The sequence below is a fragment of the Streptomyces sp. NPDC033966 genome (assembly GCF_055575955.1).
Genome location: NZ_JBVIRQ010000017.1, coordinates 109,223 through 131,420, shown reverse-complemented (window position 1 = coordinate 131,420; position 22,198 = coordinate 109,223). Strand labels below are relative to the sequence as shown.

The 22,198-nt window shown below is 70.4% G+C and carries 25 protein-coding genes and 1 riboswitch; of the genes, 15 read left to right on the top strand and 10 right to left on the bottom strand.

What is annotated here, in order from left to right:
• Positions 1 to 8 precede the first annotated feature (8 nt).
• On the top strand, positions 9 to 1,562 hold the full coding sequence (locus ACZ518_RS34035; protein WP_469116884.1) for a PTS transporter subunit EIIC: 1,554 nt from the start codon (positions 9 to 11) through the stop codon (positions 1,560 to 1,562).
• Between the two features lie 160 nt (positions 1,563 to 1,722).
• A complete protein-coding gene (locus ACZ518_RS34030; protein WP_469116883.1) occupies positions 1,723 to 2,301 on the top strand; it encodes a Uma2 family endonuclease in 579 nt (192 codons plus the stop codon).
• A gap of 61 nt (positions 2,302 to 2,362) precedes the next feature.
• Here ACZ518_RS34030 and ACZ518_RS34025 read toward each other — a convergent pair whose 3' ends face one another.
• From ACZ518_RS34025 to ACZ518_RS34015, 3 genes are read right to left on the bottom strand one after another with little or no spacing between them, the layout of a single operon-like run.
• On the bottom strand, positions 2,363 to 2,554 hold the full coding sequence (locus ACZ518_RS34025; RefSeq protein WP_469116882.1) for a type II toxin-antitoxin system VapB family antitoxin: 192 nt from the start codon (positions 2,552 to 2,554) through the stop codon (positions 2,363 to 2,365).
• A 5-nt stretch (positions 2,555 to 2,559) separates the two neighbouring features.
• On the bottom strand, positions 2,560 to 3,231 hold the full coding sequence (locus ACZ518_RS34020) for a hypothetical protein (protein ID WP_469116881.1): 672 nt from the start codon (positions 3,229 to 3,231) through the stop codon (positions 2,560 to 2,562).
• Positions 3,228 to 3,446: a hypothetical protein gene (locus tag ACZ518_RS34015; RefSeq protein WP_362055699.1), complete on the bottom strand. Its 219-nt coding sequence runs from the start codon at positions 3,444 to 3,446 to the stop codon at positions 3,228 to 3,230. The genes ACZ518_RS34020 and ACZ518_RS34015 overlap by 4 nt, the downstream gene beginning before the upstream one ends.
• Positions 3,447 to 3,561: 115 nt before the next feature.
• Here ACZ518_RS34015 and ACZ518_RS34010 point away from each other — a divergent pair, with 115 nt between their 5' ends.
• Together ACZ518_RS34010 and ACZ518_RS34005 are read left to right on the top strand one after the other, a co-directional pair.
• Positions 3,562 to 4,386: a helix-turn-helix domain-containing protein gene (locus ACZ518_RS34010; RefSeq protein ID WP_469116880.1), complete on the top strand. Its 825-nt coding sequence runs from the start codon at positions 3,562 to 3,564 to the stop codon at positions 4,384 to 4,386.
• Positions 4,379 to 4,681 (top strand): DUF397 domain-containing protein, encoded by a 303-nt coding sequence (locus tag ACZ518_RS34005; protein WP_469116879.1) that lies wholly within the window; start codon positions 4,379 to 4,381, stop codon positions 4,679 to 4,681. The genes ACZ518_RS34010 and ACZ518_RS34005 overlap by 8 nt, the downstream gene beginning before the upstream one ends.
• A 17-nt stretch (positions 4,682 to 4,698) precedes the next feature.
• Here ACZ518_RS34005 and ACZ518_RS34000 read toward each other — a convergent pair whose 3' ends face one another.
• The 3 genes from ACZ518_RS34000 to ACZ518_RS33990 form a co-directional block, all read right to left on the bottom strand.
• On the bottom strand, positions 4,699 to 6,591 hold the full coding sequence (locus ACZ518_RS34000; protein WP_469116878.1) for a CAP domain-containing protein: 1,893 nt from the start codon (positions 6,589 to 6,591) through the stop codon (positions 4,699 to 4,701).
• A 244-nt stretch (positions 6,592 to 6,835) separates the two neighbouring features.
• Positions 6,836 to 7,576: a LamG domain-containing protein gene (locus tag ACZ518_RS33995; RefSeq protein WP_469116877.1), complete on the bottom strand. Its 741-nt coding sequence runs from the start codon at positions 7,574 to 7,576 to the stop codon at positions 6,836 to 6,838.
• Between the two features lie 55 nt (positions 7,577 to 7,631).
• Positions 7,632 to 8,237 (bottom strand): phosphoribosylanthranilate isomerase, encoded by a 606-nt coding sequence (locus ACZ518_RS33990; RefSeq protein WP_469116876.1) that lies wholly within the window; start codon positions 8,235 to 8,237, stop codon positions 7,632 to 7,634.
• 210 nt (positions 8,238 to 8,447) lie between these two features.
• Here ACZ518_RS33990 and ACZ518_RS33985 point away from each other — a divergent pair, with 210 nt between their 5' ends.
• From ACZ518_RS33985 to ACZ518_RS33975, 3 genes are all read left to right on the top strand, one after another.
• The gene (locus tag ACZ518_RS33985; protein ID WP_469116875.1) at positions 8,448 to 8,945 is read left to right on the top strand and encodes a Uma2 family endonuclease; all 498 of its coding nucleotides are present in this window, start codon (positions 8,448 to 8,450) and stop codon (positions 8,943 to 8,945) included.
• A gap of 335 nt (positions 8,946 to 9,280) precedes the next feature.
• The gene (locus tag ACZ518_RS33980) at positions 9,281 to 10,156 is read left to right on the top strand and encodes a hypothetical protein (RefSeq protein ID WP_469116874.1); all 876 of its coding nucleotides are present in this window, start codon (positions 9,281 to 9,283) and stop codon (positions 10,154 to 10,156) included.
• Between the two features lie 59 nt (positions 10,157 to 10,215).
• Entirely contained in the window at positions 10,216 to 10,797 is a 582-nt protein-coding gene (locus ACZ518_RS33975; RefSeq protein ID WP_469116873.1) for a Uma2 family endonuclease, read from the top strand.
• Between the two features lie 94 nt (positions 10,798 to 10,891).
• Here ACZ518_RS33975 and groL read toward each other — a convergent pair whose 3' ends face one another.
• The 4 genes from groL to thrC form a co-directional block, all read right to left on the bottom strand.
• On the bottom strand, positions 10,892 to 12,511 hold the full coding sequence (gene groL, locus ACZ518_RS33970) for a chaperonin GroEL (RefSeq protein WP_007265555.1): 1,620 nt from the start codon (positions 12,509 to 12,511) through the stop codon (positions 10,892 to 10,894).
• A gap of 324 nt (positions 12,512 to 12,835) precedes the next feature.
• On the bottom strand, positions 12,836 to 13,042 hold the full coding sequence (locus ACZ518_RS33965; RefSeq protein ID WP_008743607.1) for a cold-shock protein: 207 nt from the start codon (positions 13,040 to 13,042) through the stop codon (positions 12,836 to 12,838).
• A 390-nt stretch (positions 13,043 to 13,432) separates the two neighbouring features.
• Positions 13,433 to 13,708: a MoaD/ThiS family protein gene (locus ACZ518_RS33960; protein ID WP_469116872.1), complete on the bottom strand. Its 276-nt coding sequence runs from the start codon at positions 13,706 to 13,708 to the stop codon at positions 13,433 to 13,435.
• Positions 13,709 to 13,746: 38 nt separating this feature from the next.
• A complete protein-coding gene (gene thrC / locus ACZ518_RS33955; protein ID WP_469116871.1) occupies positions 13,747 to 15,021 on the bottom strand; it encodes a threonine synthase in 1,275 nt (424 codons plus the stop codon).
• A 17-nt stretch (positions 15,022 to 15,038) separates the two neighbouring features.
• Positions 15,039 to 15,177: riboswitch (SAM riboswitch) on the bottom strand.
• 228 nt (positions 15,178 to 15,405) lie between these two features.
• Here thrC and ACZ518_RS33950 point away from each other — a divergent pair.
• The 8 genes from ACZ518_RS33950 to ACZ518_RS33915 all read left to right on the top strand — a co-directional run bounded on the left by ACZ518_RS33950 (position 15,406) and on the right by ACZ518_RS33915 (position 21,884).
• Positions 15,406 to 16,356, top strand: a complete 951-nt coding sequence (locus tag ACZ518_RS33950; RefSeq protein WP_469116870.1) for a glucosyl-3-phosphoglycerate synthase — start codon at positions 15,406 to 15,408, stop codon at positions 16,354 to 16,356.
• 95 nt (positions 16,357 to 16,451) lie between these two features.
• Positions 16,452 to 17,909, top strand: coding sequence for an alpha,alpha-trehalose-phosphate synthase (UDP-forming) (locus ACZ518_RS33945; RefSeq protein ID WP_469116869.1), 1,458 nt, complete (start codon positions 16,452 to 16,454; stop codon positions 17,907 to 17,909).
• 815 nt (positions 17,910 to 18,724) lie between these two features.
• Entirely contained in the window at positions 18,725 to 18,952 is a 228-nt protein-coding gene (locus tag ACZ518_RS33940; RefSeq protein ID WP_469116868.1) for a hypothetical protein, read from the top strand.
• Positions 18,936 to 19,457 (top strand): DUF6879 family protein, encoded by a 522-nt coding sequence (locus ACZ518_RS33935; protein WP_469116909.1) that lies wholly within the window; start codon positions 18,936 to 18,938, stop codon positions 19,455 to 19,457. The genes ACZ518_RS33940 and ACZ518_RS33935 overlap by 17 nt, the downstream gene beginning before the upstream one ends.
• Positions 19,458 to 19,462: 5 nt before the next feature.
• Complete coding sequence (locus ACZ518_RS33930; RefSeq protein ID WP_469116867.1) at positions 19,463 to 20,311, top strand: helix-turn-helix domain-containing protein; 849 nt, start codon at positions 19,463 to 19,465, stop codon at positions 20,309 to 20,311.
• Between the two features lie 369 nt (positions 20,312 to 20,680).
• Positions 20,681 to 21,121, top strand: a complete 441-nt coding sequence (locus ACZ518_RS33925; protein ID WP_469116866.1) for a glycine-rich domain-containing protein — start codon at positions 20,681 to 20,683, stop codon at positions 21,119 to 21,121.
• 60 nt (positions 21,122 to 21,181) lie between these two features.
• Complete coding sequence (locus tag ACZ518_RS33920) at positions 21,182 to 21,613, top strand: hypothetical protein (protein ID WP_469116865.1); 432 nt, start codon at positions 21,182 to 21,184, stop codon at positions 21,611 to 21,613.
• A 13-nt stretch (positions 21,614 to 21,626) separates the two neighbouring features.
• Positions 21,627 to 21,884, top strand: a complete 258-nt coding sequence (locus ACZ518_RS33915; protein WP_469116864.1) for a hypothetical protein — start codon at positions 21,627 to 21,629, stop codon at positions 21,882 to 21,884.
• Positions 21,885 to 22,198: the final 314 nt, after the last annotated feature.

The following is a 22,198-nucleotide window of genomic DNA, read 5'->3' as shown; positions in this document are numbered from 1 at the left end:
ACGTACCCATGCCCACTGACAAGAACCGCGCGACGGCCGCCGCGATCCTCCCGCTGGTCGGCGGCCCGGACAACATCGCCTCGGTCGCTCACTGCATGACCCGCCTGCGGATCGGCCTGCGCGACCGCTCCCTCGTCGACGACACGGCGCTCAGGGCGGTGCCGGGCGTCCTGGGCGTCGTCGAGGACGACACGTACCAGATCGTGCTGGGGCCGGGCGCGGTCGCCCGCGTCACGCCCGAGTTCGAGGCCCTGGTCGCCGGGGGACGTACGACGGCACCCGCGCGGCCCCTCACGGCGGCCACGGCCCGGCCGGTCACCGCGGCAGCGGACCGGCCCGCCCCGGCCGCGTCGCCGGCGCCCGTCACGGCGGAGGAACTGGCCGCCCGGGGCGCGGAGCTGAAGGAGGCCCGGAAGGCCCGCAACGCCACCCCGTTCAAGCTGTTCCTGCGCCGGATCGCCGCGGTCTTCGTCCCGCTGATCCCCGCTCTCATCGGCTGCGGGATCATCGCGGGCCTCGGCGGGCTCCTCGCCAACCTCGGCTGGGTCCCCGCGCTGGTCCCGGCGCTGACCGCGATCGGCTCCGGGTTCATGTCCCTGATCGCCGTCTTCGTCGGCCACAACACCGCCAAGGAGTTCGGCGGCACGCCCGTCCTCGGCGGGGCGGTCGCCGCCGTCGTCGTCTTCCCCGGCGTCGCGAAGATCGAGGCCTTCGGGCAGCACCTCTCCCCCGGCCAGGGCGGGGTCCTCGGCGCCCTCGCCGCCGCCCTGCTCGCGGTCCGCGTCGAACGGTGGTGCCGCCGCCGGGTCCCGGAGGCCCTGGACGTGCTGGTCACCCCCACCCTCACGGTGCTCGTCCCGGGCCTGGTCACCCTGTTCGGCCTGATGTACGTCGCGGGCGCGGTCTCCGCCGGCATCGGCACCTTCGCCGACCGGCTCCTCGCCACCGGCGGCGCCTTCGCCGGGATGGTGCTGGGCGGGCTCTTCCTCCCCCTGGTGATGCTCGGCCTGCACCAGGCCCTGATCCCCATCCACACCACCCTCATCGAGCGGTCCGGGTACACGGTCCTGCTGCCGATCCTCGCGATGGCGGGCGCGGGCCAGGTCGGCGCCGCCCTGGCGGTCTACTGCCGCCTCCCGCGCAACGGCTCGCTCCGCGCCACCATCAGGTCCGCGCTCCCGGCCGGCCTGCTGGGCATCGGGGAGCCGCTGATCTACGGGGTCTCGCTGCCGCTGGGCCGCCCCTTCGTCACCGCCTGCGTCGGCGGCGCGGCGGGCGGGGCCTTCATCGGCCTGTTCAACCAGCTGGGCGTGGCCTTCGGCTCCACCGCCATCGGCCCCTCGGGCTGGGCCCTGTTCCCCCTCCTCGACGGCACGTCGGGCATGGCGGCGACCGTCGCCGTCTACGCGGGCGGCCTGCTGACGGGCTACCTGACGGGTTTCCTGGCCACGTACTTCTTCGGCTTCACCCGCCAGATGCTGACGGACCTCGACACCGGACCCACCGCTCCCCGGCCACCGGCCACCGGCACCGGGGCGGCACAGGAACCGGCGCTCGCCTGAACCCTCACACCATCGGGCGAACCCGGCGCCATAGGACCAACACGCTCTGGCATATGCCCCTAGCGTGTGCGGCATCCGCACCCGAACGGAGCCGCGTATGACGATTCAGTCGATCCGGAAGTGGGCCCACGGGGCAGCATGGTGTCGAGGAGGCGACACCATGACCCCCAGCTTCGCCGAGCACCCGCAGATGACGGTCGAGGAGTTCGAGCAGATCGCCCGCACGGCGCCCGAGACGGTGACCCTTGAGTTCATCCAGGGAAAGCTTGAGGTCAAGCCCGTGCCTGACGGCGACCACGACGAGATCGTCATGTGGGTACTGCGGCACTGCATGCAGCAGCGCCCGGAGCTGGCCCTGTACCCGGAACGGGGGCTGGCCGTCGAGAAGTACCGCTCGGGACGCGCCCGGCCCGACGGCGTACTGGCGCCGGTCGGCACTTTCGCCGGTACGGGCGAGTGGGCCGATCCGGCGGGCGTACTGATGGTGCTGGAGGTGACCTCCCACGACGGCGACACCGACCGGCGCGACCGCAACGAGAAGCGCGACGGGTACGCGGCCGCCGGAATCCCCGTCTACCTGCTCATCGACCGCGACACCTGCGCCGTGACCGTCCACAGCGACCCCGGCACCGGCACATACCGCCAGAGCCCGTCCTTCCCGTACGGGGCCACCGTCAAGATCCCCGCCCCGGTCGGCATCACCCTCAACACCGAGTCCCTGAAGGACTTCACCCGCTGAGGGCGGCCGGACCTGCCACGCAGGCACCGCCAAGCCCACGCGCTGTTGTCGACCGGGAACCTCACCGCCACGCCCCCCGCATCACGTCCTGATCGCGCAGGTCGTCGAAGGCGCCCCCGTCCATCAGCTCCACGAAGCGACGCCGCCGTGCCGCCGCCACGCATTCCGCCGGCACTCCGTTGGCCGTCGTCCCCGGAATCTCCGCCGCCTCGGCAAACAGCGCATCATCCAGGTAATCTCCCCCGTCGGCCACGCCCCTCACCGCCCCGCCCCGCCGGCGGCCCGCAGGAACCCGGCCAGGTCCTCCACGGAGTACCCCAGCTTCGGCCCGCGCTCCGCCGCCATCAGCAGCAGCTGCCCCAGGATCTCCGCGCCCCAGCCGTCGCTCCCGTCCGCCGCCCACTCCTCCAGCCGCGCCATCCCCAGATCGGCGAACAGCAGCCCGTACCCCTCCCGCACCTCCGCGCAGGTCGCGGCGACCGCGTCCAGCAGCCGCGCCCCCGGCCGCTCGCACCGCAGCGCGAAGCACCCGCCCGCCTCCTCCGCCACGCACCCCTCGGGCGGCCGCGCCCGCAGCCCCTCGTAGCGCGCGTCGTCCGGGCCGGGGCAGTCGTCCACAGGCCTGTGGACCAGCGTGAACCGGTGCCACCCGGGCGGCGGGGGCGGCTGCGGCCGCCAGCCGGTGAGCCCGAAGGCCTCGTGTACGAGCGCGGTCGCCTCGTCCGCCGTGGCGGCCGTCCCCGCCTCGCGCCGCTCCCCGTCGTCCCCGACGGCGGTCCACGGCCCGTCGCCCCCGTCCCGCCACACCCGTACGGACAGCCCCGCGCCCTTGCGCCGCCAGCCGCCGTCCCCGCCCAGGACCGCGTCCAGCCCGCGCAGCCGCCACCCCAGCTCGAACGCGAACTGCGCCGCGTCCACCGCCTCGCTCACGCGCCCGCCCGCTCGTGCAGGACGGCGGCCAGCCGCAGGGCGGTGTCCAGGTTGCAGCGGCCGAGGTCCACCAGCGGCAGCCCGTACGTCCCCGCCGCCGAGACCCCGTCCACGTCCAGCGAGGGGAAGGTGACGCCGACCCCGGCGAGGGACTCCTTCAGCTGCCGCACGGCCTCCTCGGCCGCCCGCATCCGCTCCTGCGGGGTGAGCACCATGACATGTCACCTTTCTACTCTGAGTATTCAGCTCCTCTACACAGCGTGGCGGCGTCGGCGCTAGCCTTCAAGGTGGGCCACCGCATCAACCGCAGATGTTGGACCGGGAGTTGTCATGCCAGGTAAGAACCTCGACCCCGCCTCACCCCGCGCCCTCCTGGGCGCCGAACTCCGCGTAGCCCGCGAGCGCGCCACCATGAGCCAGGCCGCACTGGGCGAGAAGCTGTTCGTGAGCGGCTCGTACGTCGGCCAGATGGAGGCGGGCACGCGCCGGATCACCCTCGAACTCGCCAGCTCAATAGACGAGATCCTGAGGACCGGAGGATTCTTCGTCCGCAACTGCGGGGCGTCGACCAAAGCCAAACACCCTGACCACTTCCTGGCAGCAGCCGAAGCAGAGGGTATGGCGAAGACGATCCGGGACTACGCGCCACAGTCGATCCCAGGGCTACTCCAGACGGAGCAGTACGCGCGGGCGATCTGCCGCGCCTACCAACCGACAGCCCCCTCGCAGGACATCGACGAGCTGGTCGAAAGCAGGCTGGCTCGCGCCAAGCTCCTCACCGACCCAGCAACGCCCTTGTTGTGGTGCGTGTTCGACGAGGCTGTCCTCCGCCGCCAAGTTGGCAGCCGCGCAATCATGGCCGATGCCCTGCGCCACGCCCTGACTCTGATCCACTCACACAGGATCATCGTCCAGGTGATCCCGTTCAGCGCGGGCGCGCACGCAGGCATGATGGGGCTCCTCAAACTCATGTCGTTCGAAGACGCTCCGCCGCTCTCCTACGCTGAAGGCAACGGAACGGGCCAGTTGTTCGACGATCCGGCCACAGTCGCTCGCCACACTCTGATCTACGATCTACTGACGGCCAGCGCCCTATCACCTCGCGAATCACTGGCCATGATCGAGTCCGCGGTAAAGGATTACGAGCATGCCTGATTACGATCTCTCGACGGCCACGTGGCACAAGTCGAGCTACAGCGGCGGCGATGGCGGGGAGTGCCTGGAGATAGCGACCTGGCGCAAGTCGACCTACAGCGACGCCAGTGGCGGCAGCTGCGTCGAGATGGGCACCTGGCGCAAGTCCACCCACAGCGGAGGCAGCGGCGGCGACTGCGTCGAGGTCTGCGACGACCACGTCGACGTCGTCCCCGTCCGGGACTCCAAGGTCCCGGACGGTCCTCACCTCGTGTTCCGCGCGCCGGCCTGGGTCACCTTCGTCGCGGCGCTCTGACGGCCCGGCCCCGCGCGCTACTGCGGGGCCGCGCTGTTCGGCGGGGCGATGTCGAACGAACCGTGCGCACCCCACGCACCACTCGCACCGCCGCCGTCCCACCACTGCGACCGCACGGCGCCGTTGGGGCCGACCCAGAACACGTCCAGGTGGTTGTTGCGCTGGGCCACGGCGGCCACACCCGAACTCGCTGCGGCGGCGCCGGGAGCGGCGATGTTGAACGAACCGTGCGCGGCCCACGCACCACTCGCACCGCCGCCGTCCCACCACTGCGACCGCACCGAACCATCAGGACCCACCCAGAACACGTCCAGGTGGCTGTTCCGCTGCGACACGGCAGCCACGCCCGAACCCGTTGCGGCGGCACCCGGAGCGGCGATGTTGAACGAACCGTGCGCACCCCACGCACCACTCGCACCGCCACCGTCCCACCACTGCGACCGCACCGAACCATCAGGCCCCACCCAGAACACATCCAGATGCCCGTTCCGCTGCGACACGGCAGCCACACCCGAACCCGTCGCGGCGGCACCCGGAGCGGCGATGTTGAACGAACCGTGCGCACCCCACGCACCACTCGCGCCACCCCCGTCCCACCACTGCGACCGCACCGAACCATCAGGCCCCACCCAGAACACATCCAGATGCCCGTCCCGCTGCGACACGGCAGCCACACCCGAACCCGTCGCGGCGGCACCCGGAGCGGCGATATTGAACGAGCTGTGCGCACCCCACGCACCACTCGCGCCACCCCCGTCCCACCACTGCGACCGCACCGACCCATCGGGGCCGACCCAGAACACGTCCAGATGGCCGTTCCGCTGCGAGACGGCGGCAATGCCCGAACCGGTGGCAGCCGCGCCGGGCGGCGCGATGTTGAACGAACCGTGCGCACCCCACGCACCACTCGCACCGCCACCGTCCCACCACTGCGACCGCACGGAACCGTCGGGCCCGATCCAGAACACGTCCAGATGCCCGTTCCGCTGGGACACGGACGCGACGGCCGAACTCGGGACGGCACTGCCCGGAGCGGCGATGTTGAACGAACCGTGCGCACCCCACGCACCACTCGCTCCACCGCCGTCCCACCACTGCGACCGCACCGAACCGTCAGGACCCACCCAGAACACGTCCAGGTGACCGTCCCGCTGGGACACCGCACTCGTGCCGCGGAAGGGCAGGGTGGGCGCCTGAGGCGGTGGAACCGGTTGTGGAACCTGGCCGCCGGCCGGGATGGCCCGCTGGCCGGTGATGTTGCCCGCGGCGGCGTACCGGCACACCAGGATCCAGCCCGTGCCGTTCTTCGTCGGCACGCCCTCCGTCACACCGCAGCCGACCGCGGTGGTGGGCGACTGGGGGGACATCCACACCATCTGGGAGTAATGGCCCCACACCTTGTAGTTGTTGCCGTCGACGGGGGCGTTGCCATCGGCGTCGAACTTGGCCTTCTCGGCGATCCAGCTGTAGCTCACCGAGGGGTCCACCGCCATCAGGGGATTCACCGACGCGGTGGAGTTGAGGAGGTTCTCGCCCTCGTTGCCGTTCGTGGCACGGTCGCTGTGGTGGAGCCCACCGCCTTCGCTGGATGCCGGGTCGTCGGCCCACGCCTGCGCGTCGCAGGCCAGCTTGGGGCTCCACGTCAGGGAGACCAGGGCGAGCCCCGGGTTGTACTGCTGGAGGGCCACCCGCCGCGCGTCGTTGTGGGCGTCGACGAGTGCGTCGGCGTCGGCGGAGCTGATCTGCGAACCCGTGCCGGGCGGCGGGTCGGACGTGGGGCAGACGGGCGACTTCGCCGCGGTCGCGGGCGCCGCCGTGACGGGGGCGTACGCGAAGGCGGTCGACGTCGAGCCCATCATGACGAGGCCGCAGAGGAGGGCCGCGGCCGTTGCGAACGGGTTCGGTTTCATCGAATACCTCGATGGGATCGCACCGAAGGGCAGGGGCGCCGCCTGGATGCCGGGATGCGTGCCGCGGTCGTTCGCGCAGGCCATCAACCGGAGGTGGCGGTGAGATCAGTGTCGCCCATTCGGCCCCGACCCGCCCGTCCGGGCCCCGGCGCTCCGCCCCTCAGGCCCCCGCCTCGGGCGGCAGCAGGGCGAGCAGGGCCGCGCCGACCACCGCCCGGGGAGCCCGGGCGGGTCAGGACACCGCCTACGCCCGGTACACGCGCAGCTCCGGCACCTCGTACGACATCTCCGTCTGCTCCGCGCCCGGCGCCGGGTGGTACCTCCCGGCGGACACCGACAGGTTGACGATGAGGTACGCGTGCCAGCCGCGCCCCACGCCCCGCCCGTCGGAGAAGACGCGGGCACCGTTCACCCACCAGACGACCGACCTGCGGCCGAACTCCACCCTCAGGTCGACCCAGCCGCCGGGCCTGACCGTCGGGTCACGGTGGTAGCGGTGCGCCTCGCGGACGTGGTTGGACAGTTCGAGGAGGTCCGGGTTGTCGGGGTGGTACTCGAAGACGTCGATCTCCTGGCCGCCGTCCCGCCAGGTCCAGATCGCGGGCCAGGCCCCCGTCTCGGTGGGGAGCCGGACCCGGGCCTCCAGGACGTCACCGGTGCGGACCATGAACCCCTGGTCGCTGCCCTCGGTGGTGAGCAGTCCGGTGTCCCAGTTCCCGTCGGGGCGGCGGGTGGCGCGGAAGGTGCCGCTGCGGCTGTAGGCGGGGTCGGCGGTGAGGTGGTCGAGCTTGTTGTCGCCCGGGTTGACCGGGCCGCCGTCGGGATAGGCCCAGGAGCGGCCCGCCACCCACTGGGCGGTGGAGGTGAAGTCGGCGGTGAGGACGGGGGCGCCGCGCGGTGCGAACACCGGCAGGCCCCCGCCGCCCGCGGCGGGGAGGAGGCGGCCGGCCAGGCGGCGCAGCCATCCGGAGTGGTCCGATTCCATGAGGGTGTTCTGCCCACCGGGCGGCCCGACACCCGCATGTTCTCACTCAGAGTAATCATACGATTGCGCGGGCGGCCTCGACGAAGGCGCGGATCAGCTCGGGGGACTTCACCCCGCGCTCCCGCTCGACCCCGCTGGAGACGTCCACGCCCCAGGCGCCGGTGGCCGAGACCGCCTCCCCCACATTGCCCGGGGCGAGCCCGCCGGCCAGCAGCCAGCGGCCCTCCGGGGCCCTGAACTGCGCGGACCCCCAGTTCCAGGGCTTGCCGGAGCCGGGGTCCGGGGCGTCGATCAGCAGCAGGTCCTCGCCGTACTCACCGCAGCGCGCGACGTGCTCGGCGGTGGCCCGCAGCAGGGTCCGGCCGGGCGCGCGGAGTTCCTCGTAGTACTCGTGGCCCTCGTCGCCGTGCAGCTGCACCCCGCGCACGCCGCTCTCCTCCGCGAGCCGGCGCACCTCCTCCAGCGACTGCCCCCGGAACACCCCGACGGTGAGCACCCCGTCCGGCACCCGGGCGGCCAGCTCCCGCGCCACGTCGGCCCCGACGGTCCGAGGACTCCCGGGCGCGAGCACGAACCCGACGGCATCGGCCCCGGCGGCCACGGCCGCGTCGACGTCCTCGGGGGTCTTCAGCCCGCAGATCTTCACGAAGAGCTCGCTCATGCCCCCAGTCAACCAAAGCCCCCCAGACGGTGTTGCCCCGTCTCGGAACCCGGGCATGACACGCCCCCCGCCACTAGCCTGGGACGAGGCACACATTCAGGGCAGCACGCCGCGCGGAGGACGACGGTGACGATCATGACCGAGCGGGCCACACCGATAGAACATGCGGCGCTGCCAACGTTCGAGACGCTCCTGCGCGCCGTTGCGGAGATGGACACGCCAGACGGCTTCAAGGCCGAGCTCATCCGCGGGAAGATCGTCGTGTCGCCGTTTTCCAACCTGCGCTACTCGCGTCCCATGCGCCTCCTGCGCGGGCAGCTCCAGGCACACGCCCCCAAGGGACAGTTCGCCGACACCTCTCCATTCCTCTTCCGGTTCCCGGCAGCGGAGCGCGGCTACGGACCGGACCTGTACGTGGCGGATGAGGCAGCCTTCGAGGAGGACGGGCTGCACGCGGACGGGGCGTCGCTGTCGCTGGTCGGAGAGTTCACGTCCGTCTCCACCAAGGACGCCGACTGGAACGAGAAGCTGGAGGTGTACGGCTTGCTCGTCCCCATCCATCTGGTCGTCGACATGCAGGTCTCTGAGATCACCTGCTTCTGGGACCCCTCGCCGCACGGATACCGCTCCCGTACGACGGTGTCCTTCGGCGAGTCCCTGCAGATCCCGGACCCCTTCGGATTCACGCTCGACACCACCGGCTTCTAGCGGGCCGGGCGGTCCCCGAAACGCCCGAGGGCGGCACCCCCCGCATGGGGGGTGCCGCCCTCGTTCGAGAACAGCCGATCAGGCGGCCACGCCGCCCGGGGCTCAAGCCGCGAGAGTCCGAGCGCCCTGTCTGTGGAATGGGTGGTGGGCGGAGCCCACCACCACCCACCACCCTCCCCAACCGCCGCCCATACCAGGCCGGATGACGATCCGTGACCGGCTTGCCACGCAGGGCCATCAGGCCCTACCGTGCGGCTGGAAACGAAAATCGGCCCCCGCTGGTGCGCCAACACCGAACGAGGGCCTGACCAAACGAGATCGGAACAGCGATCCCCATGGATGACGCTCAGCTTAGTGCTGCCCCGCACCCCCTCGCCAAGCCCGGCTACGGCAAAATCGCCGCACCGGAGCAAGCGCCCCGCACCGCCCGCGACTTCGCGCACCTCCCGGCCCGGGAGGCGGCCGTCGCCGGGTACCTCGACCGCCTGCCCGACGGCGCCGACATCAGCGTGAAGACCCTCGCCGCCGTCCTGCCCCTGTGGGGCCAGTGCGCCCTGCGCACCGCCCTCAACCGGCTGGCCACCGCCGGGCACCTGCACCGGGTCCGGCAGCGGCTGCCCGGCCCGGTAACCCGCTGGGTCACCCGCACGTTCTTCTCCCGCACGGCCCGCGACGGCGCCTGGTGGGCCCGGTTCACCCAGAGGGATTCCCCCGCACCGACGGCCCCGCCGCCACCCTCACCGGTACCCCCGGCCCCGGCCGATGCCCCGGCCGACGCGTACGGCATCCTCTCCTCGCTCGGCCGCACCGCCCCCGCCCTGGCGCTGTCCAAGGCCGACTGCACGGCCCTCGCCCCGCTCCTGGTCCCCTGGCTGGCCCGGGGCGCCTCCCCCGACCGCATCCGGCTCGCCCTCACCGCCGGCCTGCCGCCCGTGGTCCACCACCCGGCGGCCCTGGTCCGCAAACGCCTGGAGTCCAAACTCCCCGCCGCACCACCCCACCCGGCCCCGGCCCTGCCGGAGGAAGCCTCACCCCCGGTCCGGGCCGAGTGCACCGAATGCCGAGCCCCCGGCCCGCCCGCCGCCTTCACCGACGGCCGCTGCCGCGCCTGCCGCGCCGAAGCCCCCCGCCCGCCGGTCTTCACCCCGGCCCTCACCCCGGCCGAGGTACGCGCCCACGCGACCCGCGTCCGCGAAAGGAACCGCCGATGACCAGTCCGCCGCTCCACCGGCGCCGAACCCGGGCACCATGGTGTCGAGGAGGCGACCCCATGACCCCCAGCACCGACGCGCACGCCCAGATGTCCCTGACGGACTTCGAGACGCTGGCCAGCCGCGCACCCGAGACCGTCACGCTCGAATTCATCAACGGAAAGCTCGGAGTCAAGCCGTTGCCCGATCAGCGCCACGGCGCCATCGTGATGTGGCTGCTGCGCCAGTGCATGCAGCAGCGCCCGGAGCTCGCCCTCTACCCCGAGCAGGGGCTGAAGGTGGAGAGCTACCGCACCGGACGGGCCCGCGCGGACGGCGCGCTCGCGCCGTACGACCACTACGCCGCCCAGGAGGGCGAGTGGGCGGATCCCGCCGGGACGCTGATGGTCGTGGAGGTCACGTCCTTCGACCCCGACACGGACCAGCGCGACCGGCACGAGAAGCGCGCCGCGTACGCCCAGGCGGGCATCCCGTTGTACCTCCTCGTCGACCGGGACGAGGACATGCTCACCGTCCACAGCGACCCCCAGGACGGCATGTACCGGCAGTCCGTGTCGTACGCCTACGGGGAAACGGTCACCCTGCCCGCCCCCGTGCGGATCACGCTGGACACCGAGAAGCTCAAGGACTACGCCCACTGAGCCCCCGCCCCCGGGAAACGCCCGAGGGCGGCACCCCCTCCGCCAGGAAGGGGTGCCGCCCTCGTTCGAGAACAGCCGATCAGCCAGGGGCCGATCAGAAGTCCATGTCACCGCCCGGCATGCCGCCCGGAGCGGCGGCGGCCTTCTCCGGCTTGTCGGCGATGACGGCCTCGGTGGTCAGGAAGAGCGCGGCGATGGACGCGGCGTTCTGCAGCGCGGAGCGCGTGACCTTCGCCGGGTCGATGATGCCCTCGGCGATCATGTCGACGTACTCGCCGGTCGCGGCGTTCAGACCGTGGCCGACGGCCAGGTTGCGCACCTTCTCGACGACGACGCCGCCCTCGAGACCACCGTTGACGGCGATCTGCTTCAGCGGGGCCTCCAGCGCGAGCTTCACGGCGTTGGCGCCGGTCGCCTCGTCACCGGTGAGCTCCAGCTTCTCGAAGACCGAGGAGGCCTGGAGCAGGGCCACGCCACCGCCGGCGACGATGCCCTCCTCGACGGCCGCCTTCGCGTTGCGAACGGCGTCCTCGATGCGGTGCTTGCGCTCCTTGAGCTCGACCTCGGTCGCGGCACCGGCCTTGATGACGGCCACGCCGCCGGCCAGCTTCGCGAGGCGCTCCTGGAGCTTCTCGCGGTCGTAGTCCGAGTCGGAGTTCTCGATCTCGGCGCGGATCTGGTTGACGCGGCCCTGGACCTGGTCGCTGTCACCGGCACCGTCGACGATGGTGGTCTCGTCCTTGGTGATGACGACCTTGCGGGCGCGGCCGAGCAGGTCGAGACCGGCGTTCTCCAGCTTGAGGCCGACCTCCTCGGAGATGACCGTGCCGCCCGTGAGGATGGCGATGTCGCCGAGCATGGCCTTGCGGCGGTCGCCGAAGCCCGGGGCCTTGACGGCGACGGACTTGAAGGTGCCGCGGATCTTGTTGACGACCAGGGTCGACAGGGCCTCGCCCTCGACGTCCTCGGCGATGATCAGCAGCGGCTTGCCGGACTGCATGACCTTCTCCAGGAGCGGCAGCAGGTCCTTGACCGAGCCGATCTTGGAGTTGACGATCAGGATGTACGGGTCGTCGAGGGACGCCTCCATACGCTCCATGTCGGTGGCGAAGTACGCCGAGATGTAGCCCTTGTCGAAGCGCATGCCCTCGGTGAGCTCCAGCTCCAGACCGAAGGTCTGGGACTCCTCGACGGTGATGACGCCTTCCTTGCCGACCTTGTCCATGGCCTCGGCGATGAGCTCGCCGATCTGGGTGTCGGCGGCGGAGATGGAGGCCGTGGAAGCGATCTGCTCCTTGGTCTCGACATCCTTGGCCTGGGCCAGCAGGGCGGCGGAGACGGCCTCGACGGCCTTCTCGATACCACGCTTGAGGGCCATCGGGTTGGCGCCGGCGGCGACGTTGCGCAGGCCCTCGCGGACGAGCGCCTGGGCGAGGACGGTCGCGGTGGTCGTACCGTCACCGGCGACGTCGTCCGTCTTCTTGGCGACTTCCTTGACCAGCTCGGCGCCGATCTTCTCGTACGGGTCCTCGAGCTCGATCTCCTTGGCGATGGAGACGCCGTCGTTGGTGATCGTGGGGGCGCCCCACTTCTTCTCAAGGACGACGTTGCGACCCTTGGGGCCAAGGGTGACCTTGACGGCGTCGGCGAGCTGGTTCATGCCACGCTCGAGACCGCGCCGGGCCTCCTCGTTGAACGCAATGATCTTGGCCATGTGAAGTGGTCCTCCCGGACAGGGGTGGATTGCTCCGGACCGCGCCCGCGCCCGCGACGGACGGCCTGCGGATCCGGCGGTTCCGTCCCGCCGGGTCCTGCGGGCCTCACCGGCCCGGTCCTCGTTTTAGTAGCACTCTCACCGGGAGAGTGCTAACGCAATGATTAGCACTCGACCCCCACGAGTGCAAGCGGCTTCAGGCAACACGCGGGTGACACGGCGGTGACGCGGGGCGACACGCAGGAGGGGCCCACATCCCTGTCCAGGATGTGGGCCCCTCGAGCGTCTGTGCGTGCGTCGGTGGCCGATCGCGTTCGCTCCGACTCAGCCGGCCGCGAGCTTGACCATGTCCGCCTGCGGACCCTTCTGGCCCTGCGAGATCTCGAACTCGACCCGCTGACCCTCTTCAAGGGTGCGGTATCCGTCCATCTGGATGGCGCTGTAGTGGACGAACACATCCGCACCACCGTCGACCGCGATGAAGCCGTAGCCCTTCTCCGCGTTGAACCACTTGACGGTGCCCTGAGCCATGCCTAACTCCCCTATTACTGGCCCTTGCGCGGGACCGCACTTCGCGGTCCCGGGTCAGAACTTGCGCCGGAACGCCTCGACCGCGGCTGAATGTATCCGCACCGGTGCTGTCTGCAACAGGTCAATCCGACGAGAAATCTGGACACGCGGAAACCTTGAAATAGGGTGAAAACTTGGCATATTCCAGGGCAACTCGGGCCAGACAAGCCTCACCAAAGGCCCAAAAGGAACGCGCATGTTGACTCAATGTCAACCATCCGTCGGCCCGCTCATATGCGGCGGGCAAGAACAGCGGAGGGGACTGCCCCAACTCTACCGCGCCCAATCAAGCAGAATTGCCCCCTCCGCTTTTAGCGGAGGGGGCAATTCTGATTTCAACGCGTCGTCCGGTCAGCCTCCGGCGACGGCCGGGATGATCGAGACGCCGGCGCCGTCCGGCGTCGCCGCCTGCAGGCCCCCCTCGAAGCGCACGTCGTCGTCGTTGACGTAGACGTTCACGAAGCGGCGCAGCTTGCCCTGGTCGTCCAGGACGCGCGCGGCGATGCCCGGGTGGTTCTTCTCCAGGGACTCGATGACCTCGGCGAGGGTCGCGCCCTCGGCCGGGACCTCGGCCTTGCCGCCGGTGTAGGTGCGCAGGATGGTGGGGATGCGGACGTTGACGCTCATGGCGCTACCGCCTTTCCGGATGTGTCAGGGGGGAAGAGTCAGGCCAGGCCGGCGGCGCGGAACGCGTCCAGGCTCGGGCGGATGGTGGCGGTCTGGCCACTGTCCGCGGCCACCGCCTCCAGGGTCTTGAGGCCGTCACCGGTGTTCAGGACCACGGTGGTCAGTGCCGGGTCGAGCTGCCCGTTCTCGATGAGCTTCTTCGTCACGCCGACGGTCACGCCGCCCGCGGTCTCGGCGAAGATGCCCTCGGTGCGCGCCAGGATCTTGATGGCCTCGACGACCTGCTCGTCGTTGACGTCCTCGACGTAGCCGCCGGTGCGCCGCGCGATGTCCAGGACGTACGGGCCGTCCGCCGGGTTGCCGATGGCCAGGGACTTGGCGATGGTGTTCGGCTTCTGCGGGCGGACCACGTCGTGGCCGGCCTTGAAGGCGGTGGACACCGGGGAGCAGCCCTCGGCCTGGGCGCCGAAGATCTTGTACGGCTTGTCCTCGACGAGGCCGAGCTTGATCAGCTCCTGGAGACCCTTGTCGATCTTCGTCAGCTGGGAGCCGGACGCGATCGGGATGACGATCTGGTCGGGCAGCTGCCAGCCGAGCTGCTCGCAGATCTCGTACGCCAGGGTCTTGGAGCCCTCGCCGTAGTAGGGGCGCAGGTTGACGTTGACGAAGCCCCAGCCCTCGCCCAGCGGGTCGCCGATGAGCTCGGAGCAGAAGCGGTTGACGTCGTCGTAGTTGCCCTCGATGCCGACGAGGTCGCCACCGTAGACACCGGCCATGACGACCTTGCCCTGCTCCAGGTCGTGCGGGATGAACACGCAGGAGCGGAAGCCGGCCCGGGCGGCCGCGGCGCCGACGGCGCCGGCCAGGTTGCCGGTGGAGGAGCAGGACAGGGTGGTGAAGCCGAAGGCGCGGGCGGCCTCGACGGCGATGGCCACGACGCGGTCCTTGAAGGAGTGCGTCGGGTTGCCGGAGTCGTCCTTGACGTAGAGCTTGCCGGTGACGCCCAGCTCCTTGGCCAGGTTCTCGGCGTCCACGAGCTTGGTGAAGCCGGGGTTCAGGTTCGGCTTGGAGGCCACGTCCACCGGGACGGGCAGCAGCGGCGCGTAGCGCCAGATGTTGTTCGGGCCGGCCTCGATCGCGGCGCGCAGGGCCTCCGGGTCGCCGAGCGGGAGCTCGTAGGCGACTTCCAGGGGGCCGAAGCACTCGACGCAGGCGAAGATGGGGCCGAGCTCGAAGCGGGTACCGCACTCGCGACAGGAAAGTCCGGTGGCGGGTCCGAGGTCGACAGAGGTGGCGACAGTCTGTGCAGCCATGATGGCGAGGCCCTTTCTCCTCATCTTCCCCATGGCGCACTTCGCCATGAGACGGAATTGGCACCTTCCCTAGCCGGGGCCTCGCGCTGGCGAGAACCGACTGGAGGGTTGCCGGGGCTTCAACGGGCCGTGTCCCTCTGCCCCTCTGGATGAGCGGTATGGCACCGGACACACGCGCTCTGTGGCGCGCCGGTGCGTTTGTGCGCGGGACCCCCGGCATGCGGTGGTCTCTCGCGTTGTTCAAGACTGTAACCGAAGGGACGGGTGGTTGAGACAGCCGTCCGAACCGCGAGATGGATCACAATTCGGCCCAAATCAGCCGAGTGCCGCAGAGTGCCGTAGAGACCGCGGAACCCGCGGAGAGAAGCGCAGGGAGTGCTGAGAGTGCTGGATGAGGTGGAGCGCTGGCTGGCAGACCGCTCCTGGTCCGCCGCCGACCGACCGCTCGACCAGCTGCTCGACCGGAAACGGGCGGCCGGGACGACGGTGAGCGTGGTGCTGCCCGCGCTCGACGAGGAGGCCACCGTCGGGGAGATCGTCGAGATCATCCGGCGCGACCTGATCGAGGCCCCGCCCGTCCCCCTGGTGGACGAGCTGGTGGTCGTCGACTCCGGCTCCACCGACCGTACGGCCGAGGTCGCGGCCAAGGCCGGCGCGCGGGTCGTCCACCGGGACGGGATCCTGCCCCGGATCCCGGCCCTGCCCGGCAAGGGCGAGGTGCTGTGGCGCTCCCTGCTCGCCACCACCGGGGACGTCGTCTGCTTCGTCGACGCCGACCTGCGGGACTTCGACTCCGCCTTCGTCTCCGGGATCGTCGGACCGCTGCTCACCGACCCCCAGGTGCAGTTCGTCAAGGCCATGTACGACCGCCCGCTCGGGGACGCCCCCGGCCAGGGCGGGCGCGTCACGGAGCTGGTCGCCCGCCCGCTCCTCAACCTCCACTGGCCCCAGCTGGCCGGCTTCGTCCAGCCGCTGGGCGGCGAGTACGCCGTACGCCGCTCCCTGCTGGAACGCCTGCCCTTCCCCGTCGGGTACGGGGTGGAGCTGGGCCTGCTGGTGGACGCGCTGCACACGGTCGGGCTGGACGCACTGGCCCAGGTGGACGTGGGGGTCCGGCTCCACCGGCACCAGGACGGGCAGGCGCTGGGCCGGATGGCCGCCGCGATCTACCGCACCGCGCAGCTGCGGCTCTCGCGCGGGCACCTGGTACGGCCGGAGCTGACGCAGTTCGAGCGGGGGCCGGACGGGTTCGTGCCGCGCACGTACGCCGTGGACACGGAGGAACGGCCGCCGATGGCCGAGATCGAGGAGTACGCCGTCCGGCGGGTGGCGTGAGGGACGCCCCGAGCCGGCCACGGCGTGACCAGCACGTGACGAACCGGACATTTCCCGGACGTTTGAGCGAGCGGGCCCCGGGCTAGGTTCGCGGCATGGCTTCTCAGGTACTCGTCGCCGCCAACCGCGGCCCGCTCTCGTACGCCCTCGCCGCCGACGGCACCCTCAGCGCCCGGCGCGGCGGAGGCGGCCTCGTCTCCGGCCTGTCCGCGGCGCTCGCGGCCCAGCCGGAGGCCCTGTGGATCTGCGCGGCCCTGTCCGAGGCCGACCGGGAGGCGGTCCGCCGGGGCGTCTCCGAACCCGGTGTCCGGATGCTGGACATCGATCCCGCCGTGTACGACGACGCGTACAACGGCATCGCGAACTCCGTGCTCTGGTTCACCCACCACCACCTGTACGACGTCCCCCGCGAACCCGTCTTCGACGCGGAATTCCGCCGGCGCTGGGACTCGTACACCGCCTACAACCGGGCCTTCGCCGAAGCCCTGGCCGAGGAGGCCGCCGAAGGTGCGTCCGTCCTGGTCCAGGACTACCACCTCGCCCTGGTCCCGGGAGCCCTCCGCGAACTCCGCCCCGACCTGCGGATCGCACACTTCACGCACACGCCGTGGGCGTCGCGGGAGTTCCTGGACATGCTCCCGGACGACATCAGGAAGGACCTGGTGTGGGGGATGCTGGGGGCGGACCGGCTGGGGTTCCACACGGAGACCTGGGCGCTCAACTTCGTCACCGGCGCCACCATGGACGACGAGCGCGGCATCGCGGACTCGTCCATCCCCCGGAACAGCAGCCCCGGGGTCAACCACCGCAGGATGACGGCGAACGGCTGGTACGGGGAGAAGCGGTTCACCACGGTGACCGCCTACCCCCTCGGGGTGGACGGCGACGACCTGCGGTCGCTCGCCCACCGGCCGGAGGTCGACGACAAGCTGGCCGCGCTGCGCGCGGAGGTCGGCGACCGCAAGACGATCGTCCGCGTGGACCGCACCGAACTGTCGAAGAACATCCTGCGCGGGCTGCTCGCCTACCGGGAGCTGCTGACCACCCACCCCGAGTGGCGGGGCCGCGTGGTCCACCTGGCGTCCGCCTACCCGTCCCGGCAGGACCTGAAGGTGTACCGGGACTACACGGAGGCCGTGCGCGAACTGGCCGAGGAGATCAACGCGGAGTTCGGCACGGAGGACTGGCAGCCGGTCCTCGTGTCCGTCCAGGACGACTTCGCCCGCTCCCTGGCCGCGTACCGGCTGGCCGACGTGGCCCTGATCAACCCCGTGCGCGACGGGATGAACCTGGTCGCGAAGGAGATCCCCGTGGTGTCGGAGGCGGGCTGCGCGCTGGTGCTGTCCACCGGGGCGGGGGCGTACGAGGAACTCCGCGAGGACGCCCTGACGGTCAACCCGTACGACGTCACGGCCACGGCCGCCGCCCTCCACGAGGCCCTCACGATGCCGGACGCGGAACGCGCCGAACGCACGAAGCGCCTGGCCGCATCCGCCACGGCCCTCCCCCCGGCGGCCTGGTTCGAAGCCCAGCTGGCGGCACTGCGGGGGTAGGTCGGCTCGCGGCGCGGGCCCGCCATCTCCCCCGCCCCCCGGGGCGGGGCGGTGGCTGCCCACCCGCCCCCGGGTGCGGGTGGGTGGGTGGGTGGGTGGGTGGGTGGGTGGGTGGGTGGGTGGGTGGGGAGCGGTGTTCTGGCTGGGCGGTCTCATAGCCGGTTTGGGGGTTTCCCGTCAGTCCCATCGTCCTTCCGTGTCGTGCCGGTCCCTCAAGGGCGCTCCCTTCGGTCGCGTCGCTACGCGATGTCGCTTCGCTCCACCCTTGACCGACCGACCCGCCCCGGAAAGCCGAAAGACTGCCGGGAAACCCCCAAAAGAACGGCACGGTCCAGAGGAGGAGGGGCGGGTTCTCTCAGCGGTCAGGCGACGGGGCCGGGCGTCGGCTGGCCGGGCATCCGGGCCCTCAAGAGCCGGGATCCCGGGCCGGGGGCGCGACTGTGCGCACGAGAGGTCGACCAGAGCGACCTCCGGAGCCCCCAGGCGCACCAGATCGCTACGCGCTCCTCATGTCTCAGCGTCCGACGACCGCCTTGGGCCGATACCCGCACCGAAATGTTGATCGGAGATGCCTCAGGGTCCGACAGGTCGTCTGGCCCACAGACGCGATGCGTCACGGAGGGGACTCCTCGATGAGGTAGGCGAGCCAACGCCTGATTGTCCAGGTGAGAGTCAAACCCTTCTGGAACGAGCGAGTCACCCGCCAGGGTGAGGACGCATTCGGTGCGCAAGTTCGTGCAAGTTCGGTGCATCCGATGGTGTCTGCGGAGCAAGCTTCCACACAGCGAACGTCAGCCCCGAGCGAGGAGGACACCATGGCTCTGCGGAAGCTTGGCAAGGACCCTGAGAGCAAGGACGGCGGCTCGCCCACGATCTACCTCGACGACGCCACGGACACGTACCTGGTGCAGGGGTTCAAGGTGACGGACGCGGAGCGCAGGCAACTGATGGACATCCCGGATCACGAAGATGTCATCGAGCTGCCGCGACGCATGGCGCAGTACTTCTTGGAGGTTAAGGGTGCCGATGGTCCCGTCGTTTGAGGAGCTCCTGGCTTCGACGGAGCACAGCGCGATCCATCTGGAGATGCGGGACGGCTACATGGAGTCCGACCCCAGCTTCGTCGCCTGGCAGCAGGGGTTTCGCGACCTGCCCGAGGACAACGACCCGGAGTTCCGCCCGTGGCTCAAGTGGGTTCGGAAGGCCACGGACAGGGGCGTCGCGATTCGGCGGGCCCGCGTGTTCTCCATTCCGGAATCGGACTACCTCCGCTTCGAACACCACGTCTCGGACGCCAACGTCAAGGCGGGAGAGCAGATCAGGTGGCTGGCCCGCCGCAACGCGACTGACATCGCTTTCCCGGGCAATGACTTCTGGGTGTTCGACAACAGGACTGTGCTCGTCCTGCACTTCGACGGGAACGGAGAGCCCGCTCCGGGGGAGTGGTTGGAGATGACAGAGGATCCGACGGTCCTCAAGCTGTGCACCAGCGCGTTCGAAGCCGTCTGGGACCGGGCGACACCGCACGCGGAGTACCAGCCCACCTAGCGCCTGTGAACACATCACCTTCATCGGCAGTCCAAGACGCCCGTGCTGCTCTCGGCAGACGGCTGCGAGAGATTCGCAAGCCGACCGGCCTGACAGCACGGGCGTTGGCCACGCGTGCCGGCTGGAGTGAGTCCAAGGCGTCTCGCATCGAGAACGGCAGGACGCCGCCCTCTGACCGAGACCTACTCGCCTACGTCACCATCTGCGGAGTCCCGGAGGAGTACGAAGACCTGCGTGCCACTGCCCACGGCATCGACGAGATGTACGTGGAGTGGAAGCGTTTGCAACACGCCGGCCTCAAGCACGGCCAAGAGGCCCATGTCCCGCTGTACGCCCGCACGAGCCGCTTCCGCATCTACGAGCCCGGCGTGATCCCGGGTCTCCTTCAGACGGCCGACTATGCGACCGCGATCATGAGCCGCATTGTCACGTTCAGGCAGATCCCGGACGATGTCGAGGCAGCGGTCAGGGTGCGCATGCGCCGCCAGCGCCACCTCCACGACACCCACCGGCGCTTTGGAATCGTCCTGGAGGAATCCGCGCTCCGCTCCCGCTTCGGCGGCCCCAGCGTGATGGCCGCACAGCTTGGACACCTGCTGCAAGTAGCTGCGTTGCCGAACGTCAGCCTTGGCGTGATCCCTATGACCGTCGAAAGGATCATGTGGCCCGTCGAAGGGTTCTGGATCTACGACGAGACCCAAGTGATCATCGAACTGGCAACCGCGCAGGTCACCGTGAAGCAGCCCAGCGAGATCGAGACGTACGCCCGCATGTTCGCTGAGCTGGCCAAACTGGCTTGCCATGGGCAGCCGGCCCGCGCCCTGATCGCGGAAGCCATCACCGCACTCGGGTGACTTCCCGCAAGCCCATGCAAGTTCATTGAGGCCACTTTGGCCCCGTCCCTACCGTCGTCAGCACACCCGGCGACTGGAAGGCGGATGGCATGGCAAGGGCGAAGACGAAGGCTCCGGACTGCGCGTTGGAGTACGTCGTGTACCGGCACGTCGAGTCGTGCCCCGGACCGGTAGCGGCGTGAGACGGCTCCCGGAGTACATGAAGCCCGAGGAGCGGCGAGAGCGCGCCTGGCGGTCCTTCCACGCCCGAAGACGGGAGGAGGTGAAGCCCATGTCCGACCCCGGAGACAAGTCCGGAAGCGCCGGCGGAGACCAGTTCCCGCCCCCACCGCAGTAGGCCCCCCAAGTGTCGAGAGAGAGGAAACCGACGTGACGACGATGCTGGAGACCCCCGTCGCCCTACGGCGCGGACGCGACCTCGTCAGTCCCGAGCTGTTCGAGCGGCTCGCCGCGTTCTGCGCCGACGAGTACGGATACGAGCGCGCGGTGGCCGACCGTGTGATGGACCAGGCCATCGCGTTCGTGTACGTCCTCGGCAGCGAGAAGGCGTATGACCTGGCGCCGAGCCAGCAGGTGGACCCGGGCTGGCACACCTTCATGCTCCACACCCAGGAATACGCCGACTGGTGCCAGGCCCAGTTCGGCTTCTTCGTACACCACGCTCCGAACTCCAAGGTCCGCACCAGGCCCCTGATGGTGTCCACGGCGGACCGGATCAAGGCGGCCGGGTTCGAGGTGGACGCGAGCCTGTGGGGCACGGCCGCCGAGTGCAACCAGTCCGCGTGCTGCGGGGACGGCCCCTGCTGCTGAACGACAGCGGTCCGGGCGTGGCTAAGGCGCCCGGACCGCACCATCCCAAGGGTTCCACTGATGAGCAGCAATGACGAGGGCCTGACCGGACGAGGCCGTGTCACCGTGTTCGCGATGTTCGGGGTCGTCTTCGGCTACGCCACCCACCACCTCGACGAACGGCGCATCGGTGACGTGGCCGTGGTCGGCCCCCTGACCCCCGGTGTCGAGTGGGGTCGGCTGTGGCGGATGGCCCGCACCTGCGGCCGCCCCACGGCCACGGACCACGAGCTGGCCCAATGGGTACTCACCCAAGCCACCCGCTCGTTCGTCTGCGGAAGCGACCGCATCGCCCAATTCCAAGAGCAGGACTGGAAGCTGGAGCCCGGCGGGAAACGCGTCACCTTCGATGCGGCCTACGCCAACCGAGACCACCTGTGGACCGGGAACCTCACCGTAGAAGGGGTCACCCCGGAACAAGTGGCCGAACAACCGACCATCTACCAAGCCTAGGAGGAGGCTTCCGATGAGTGAGCAGTACGAGTACGTCCCACACCGTCTCCTCCGCCTCCGGGTCCGCGACATCGCCTCCGGCGTCGAAGGCGAGCTGATGGCCGTCATCAACGAGAACGTCTCCGACTCCCTCGCCTACGAGCGCTGGGTGGAGCTCGCCTACATCCGAGGCGCCTCCGGCCGCGAGTTCACCACCGCCGTCACCAACGTCCAACCCGCCCACGACCAGCCCACGACGACCGCCAGACGCCGGGATCAGAGAAGCGCGTAGCGATCTGGCGCGCCCAACAGCTCCCTGGGCTGCCCGGATCAACCTCTGGTGCGGGTATCAGCCACAGACGGTCGCCGGACGCTGAGACGACAGGAGCGCGTAGCGATCTGGTGCGCCTGGGGGCTCCGGAGGTCGCTCTGATCAACCTCTCGTGCGGGTAGTCGCGCCCCCGGCCCGGAATCAGGGATCAAGAGGCCCGGATGCCCGGCCGGCCGACGCCCGGCCCCGTCGCCTCATCGCTGACACAGCCGTCCTTCGACCATGCACCGTGCCGTGCCCGGCCCCGTCGCCTCATCGCTGACACAGCCGTCCTT

Bases quoted from the DNA above. Each gene is read 5' to 3' on its own strand.
- ACZ518_RS33980 (WP_469116874.1), top strand. From the start codon at position 9,281: ATGGATGACGCTCAGCTTAGTGCTGCCCCGCACCCCCTCGCCAAGCCC.
- ACZ518_RS34000 (WP_469116878.1), bottom strand. From the start codon at position 6,591: ATGAAACCGAACCCGTTCGCAACGGCCGCGGCCCTCCTCTGCGGCCTC.
- ACZ518_RS34035 (WP_469116884.1), top strand. From the start codon at position 9: ATGCCCACTGACAAGAACCGCGCGACGGCCGCCGCGATCCTCCCGCTG.
- thrC (WP_469116871.1), bottom strand. From the start codon at position 15,021: ATGGCTGCACAGACTGTCGCCACCTCTGTCGACCTCGGACCCGCCACC.
- ACZ518_RS33990 (WP_469116876.1), bottom strand. From the start codon at position 8,237: ATGAGCGAGCTCTTCGTGAAGATCTGCGGGCTGAAGACCCCCGAGGAC.
- ACZ518_RS34030 (WP_469116883.1), top strand. From the start codon at position 1,723: ATGACCCCCAGCTTCGCCGAGCACCCGCAGATGACGGTCGAGGAGTTC.
- groL (WP_007265555.1), bottom strand. From the start codon at position 12,511: ATGGCCAAGATCATTGCGTTCAACGAGGAGGCCCGGCGCGGTCTCGAG.
- ACZ518_RS33915 (WP_469116864.1), top strand. From the start codon at position 21,627: ATGAGTGAGCAGTACGAGTACGTCCCACACCGTCTCCTCCGCCTCCGG.
- ACZ518_RS33940 (WP_469116868.1), top strand. From the start codon at position 18,725: ATGGCTCTGCGGAAGCTTGGCAAGGACCCTGAGAGCAAGGACGGCGGC.
- ACZ518_RS33975 (WP_469116873.1), top strand. From the start codon at position 10,216: ATGACCCCCAGCACCGACGCGCACGCCCAGATGTCCCTGACGGACTTC.
- ACZ518_RS33965 (WP_008743607.1), bottom strand. From the start codon at position 13,042: ATGGCTCAGGGCACCGTCAAGTGGTTCAACGCGGAGAAGGGCTACGGC.
- ACZ518_RS33920 (WP_469116865.1), top strand. From the start codon at position 21,182: ATGAGCAGCAATGACGAGGGCCTGACCGGACGAGGCCGTGTCACCGTG.
- ACZ518_RS33960 (WP_469116872.1), bottom strand. From the start codon at position 13,708: ATGAGCGTCAACGTCCGCATCCCCACCATCCTGCGCACCTACACCGGC.
- ACZ518_RS34010 (WP_469116880.1), top strand. From the start codon at position 3,562: ATGCCAGGTAAGAACCTCGACCCCGCCTCACCCCGCGCCCTCCTGGGC.
- ACZ518_RS33945 (WP_469116869.1), top strand. From the start codon at position 16,452: ATGGCTTCTCAGGTACTCGTCGCCGCCAACCGCGGCCCGCTCTCGTAC.
- ACZ518_RS33985 (WP_469116875.1), top strand. From the start codon at position 8,448: ATGGACACGCCAGACGGCTTCAAGGCCGAGCTCATCCGCGGGAAGATC.
- ACZ518_RS33935 (WP_469116909.1), top strand. From the start codon at position 18,936: ATGGTCCCGTCGTTTGAGGAGCTCCTGGCTTCGACGGAGCACAGCGCG.
- ACZ518_RS33995 (WP_469116877.1), bottom strand. From the start codon at position 7,576: ATGGAATCGGACCACTCCGGATGGCTGCGCCGCCTGGCCGGCCGCCTC.
- ACZ518_RS34005 (WP_469116879.1), top strand. From the start codon at position 4,379: ATGCCTGATTACGATCTCTCGACGGCCACGTGGCACAAGTCGAGCTAC.
- ACZ518_RS34015 (WP_362055699.1), bottom strand. From the start codon at position 3,446: ATGGTGCTCACCCCGCAGGAGCGGATGCGGGCGGCCGAGGAGGCCGTG.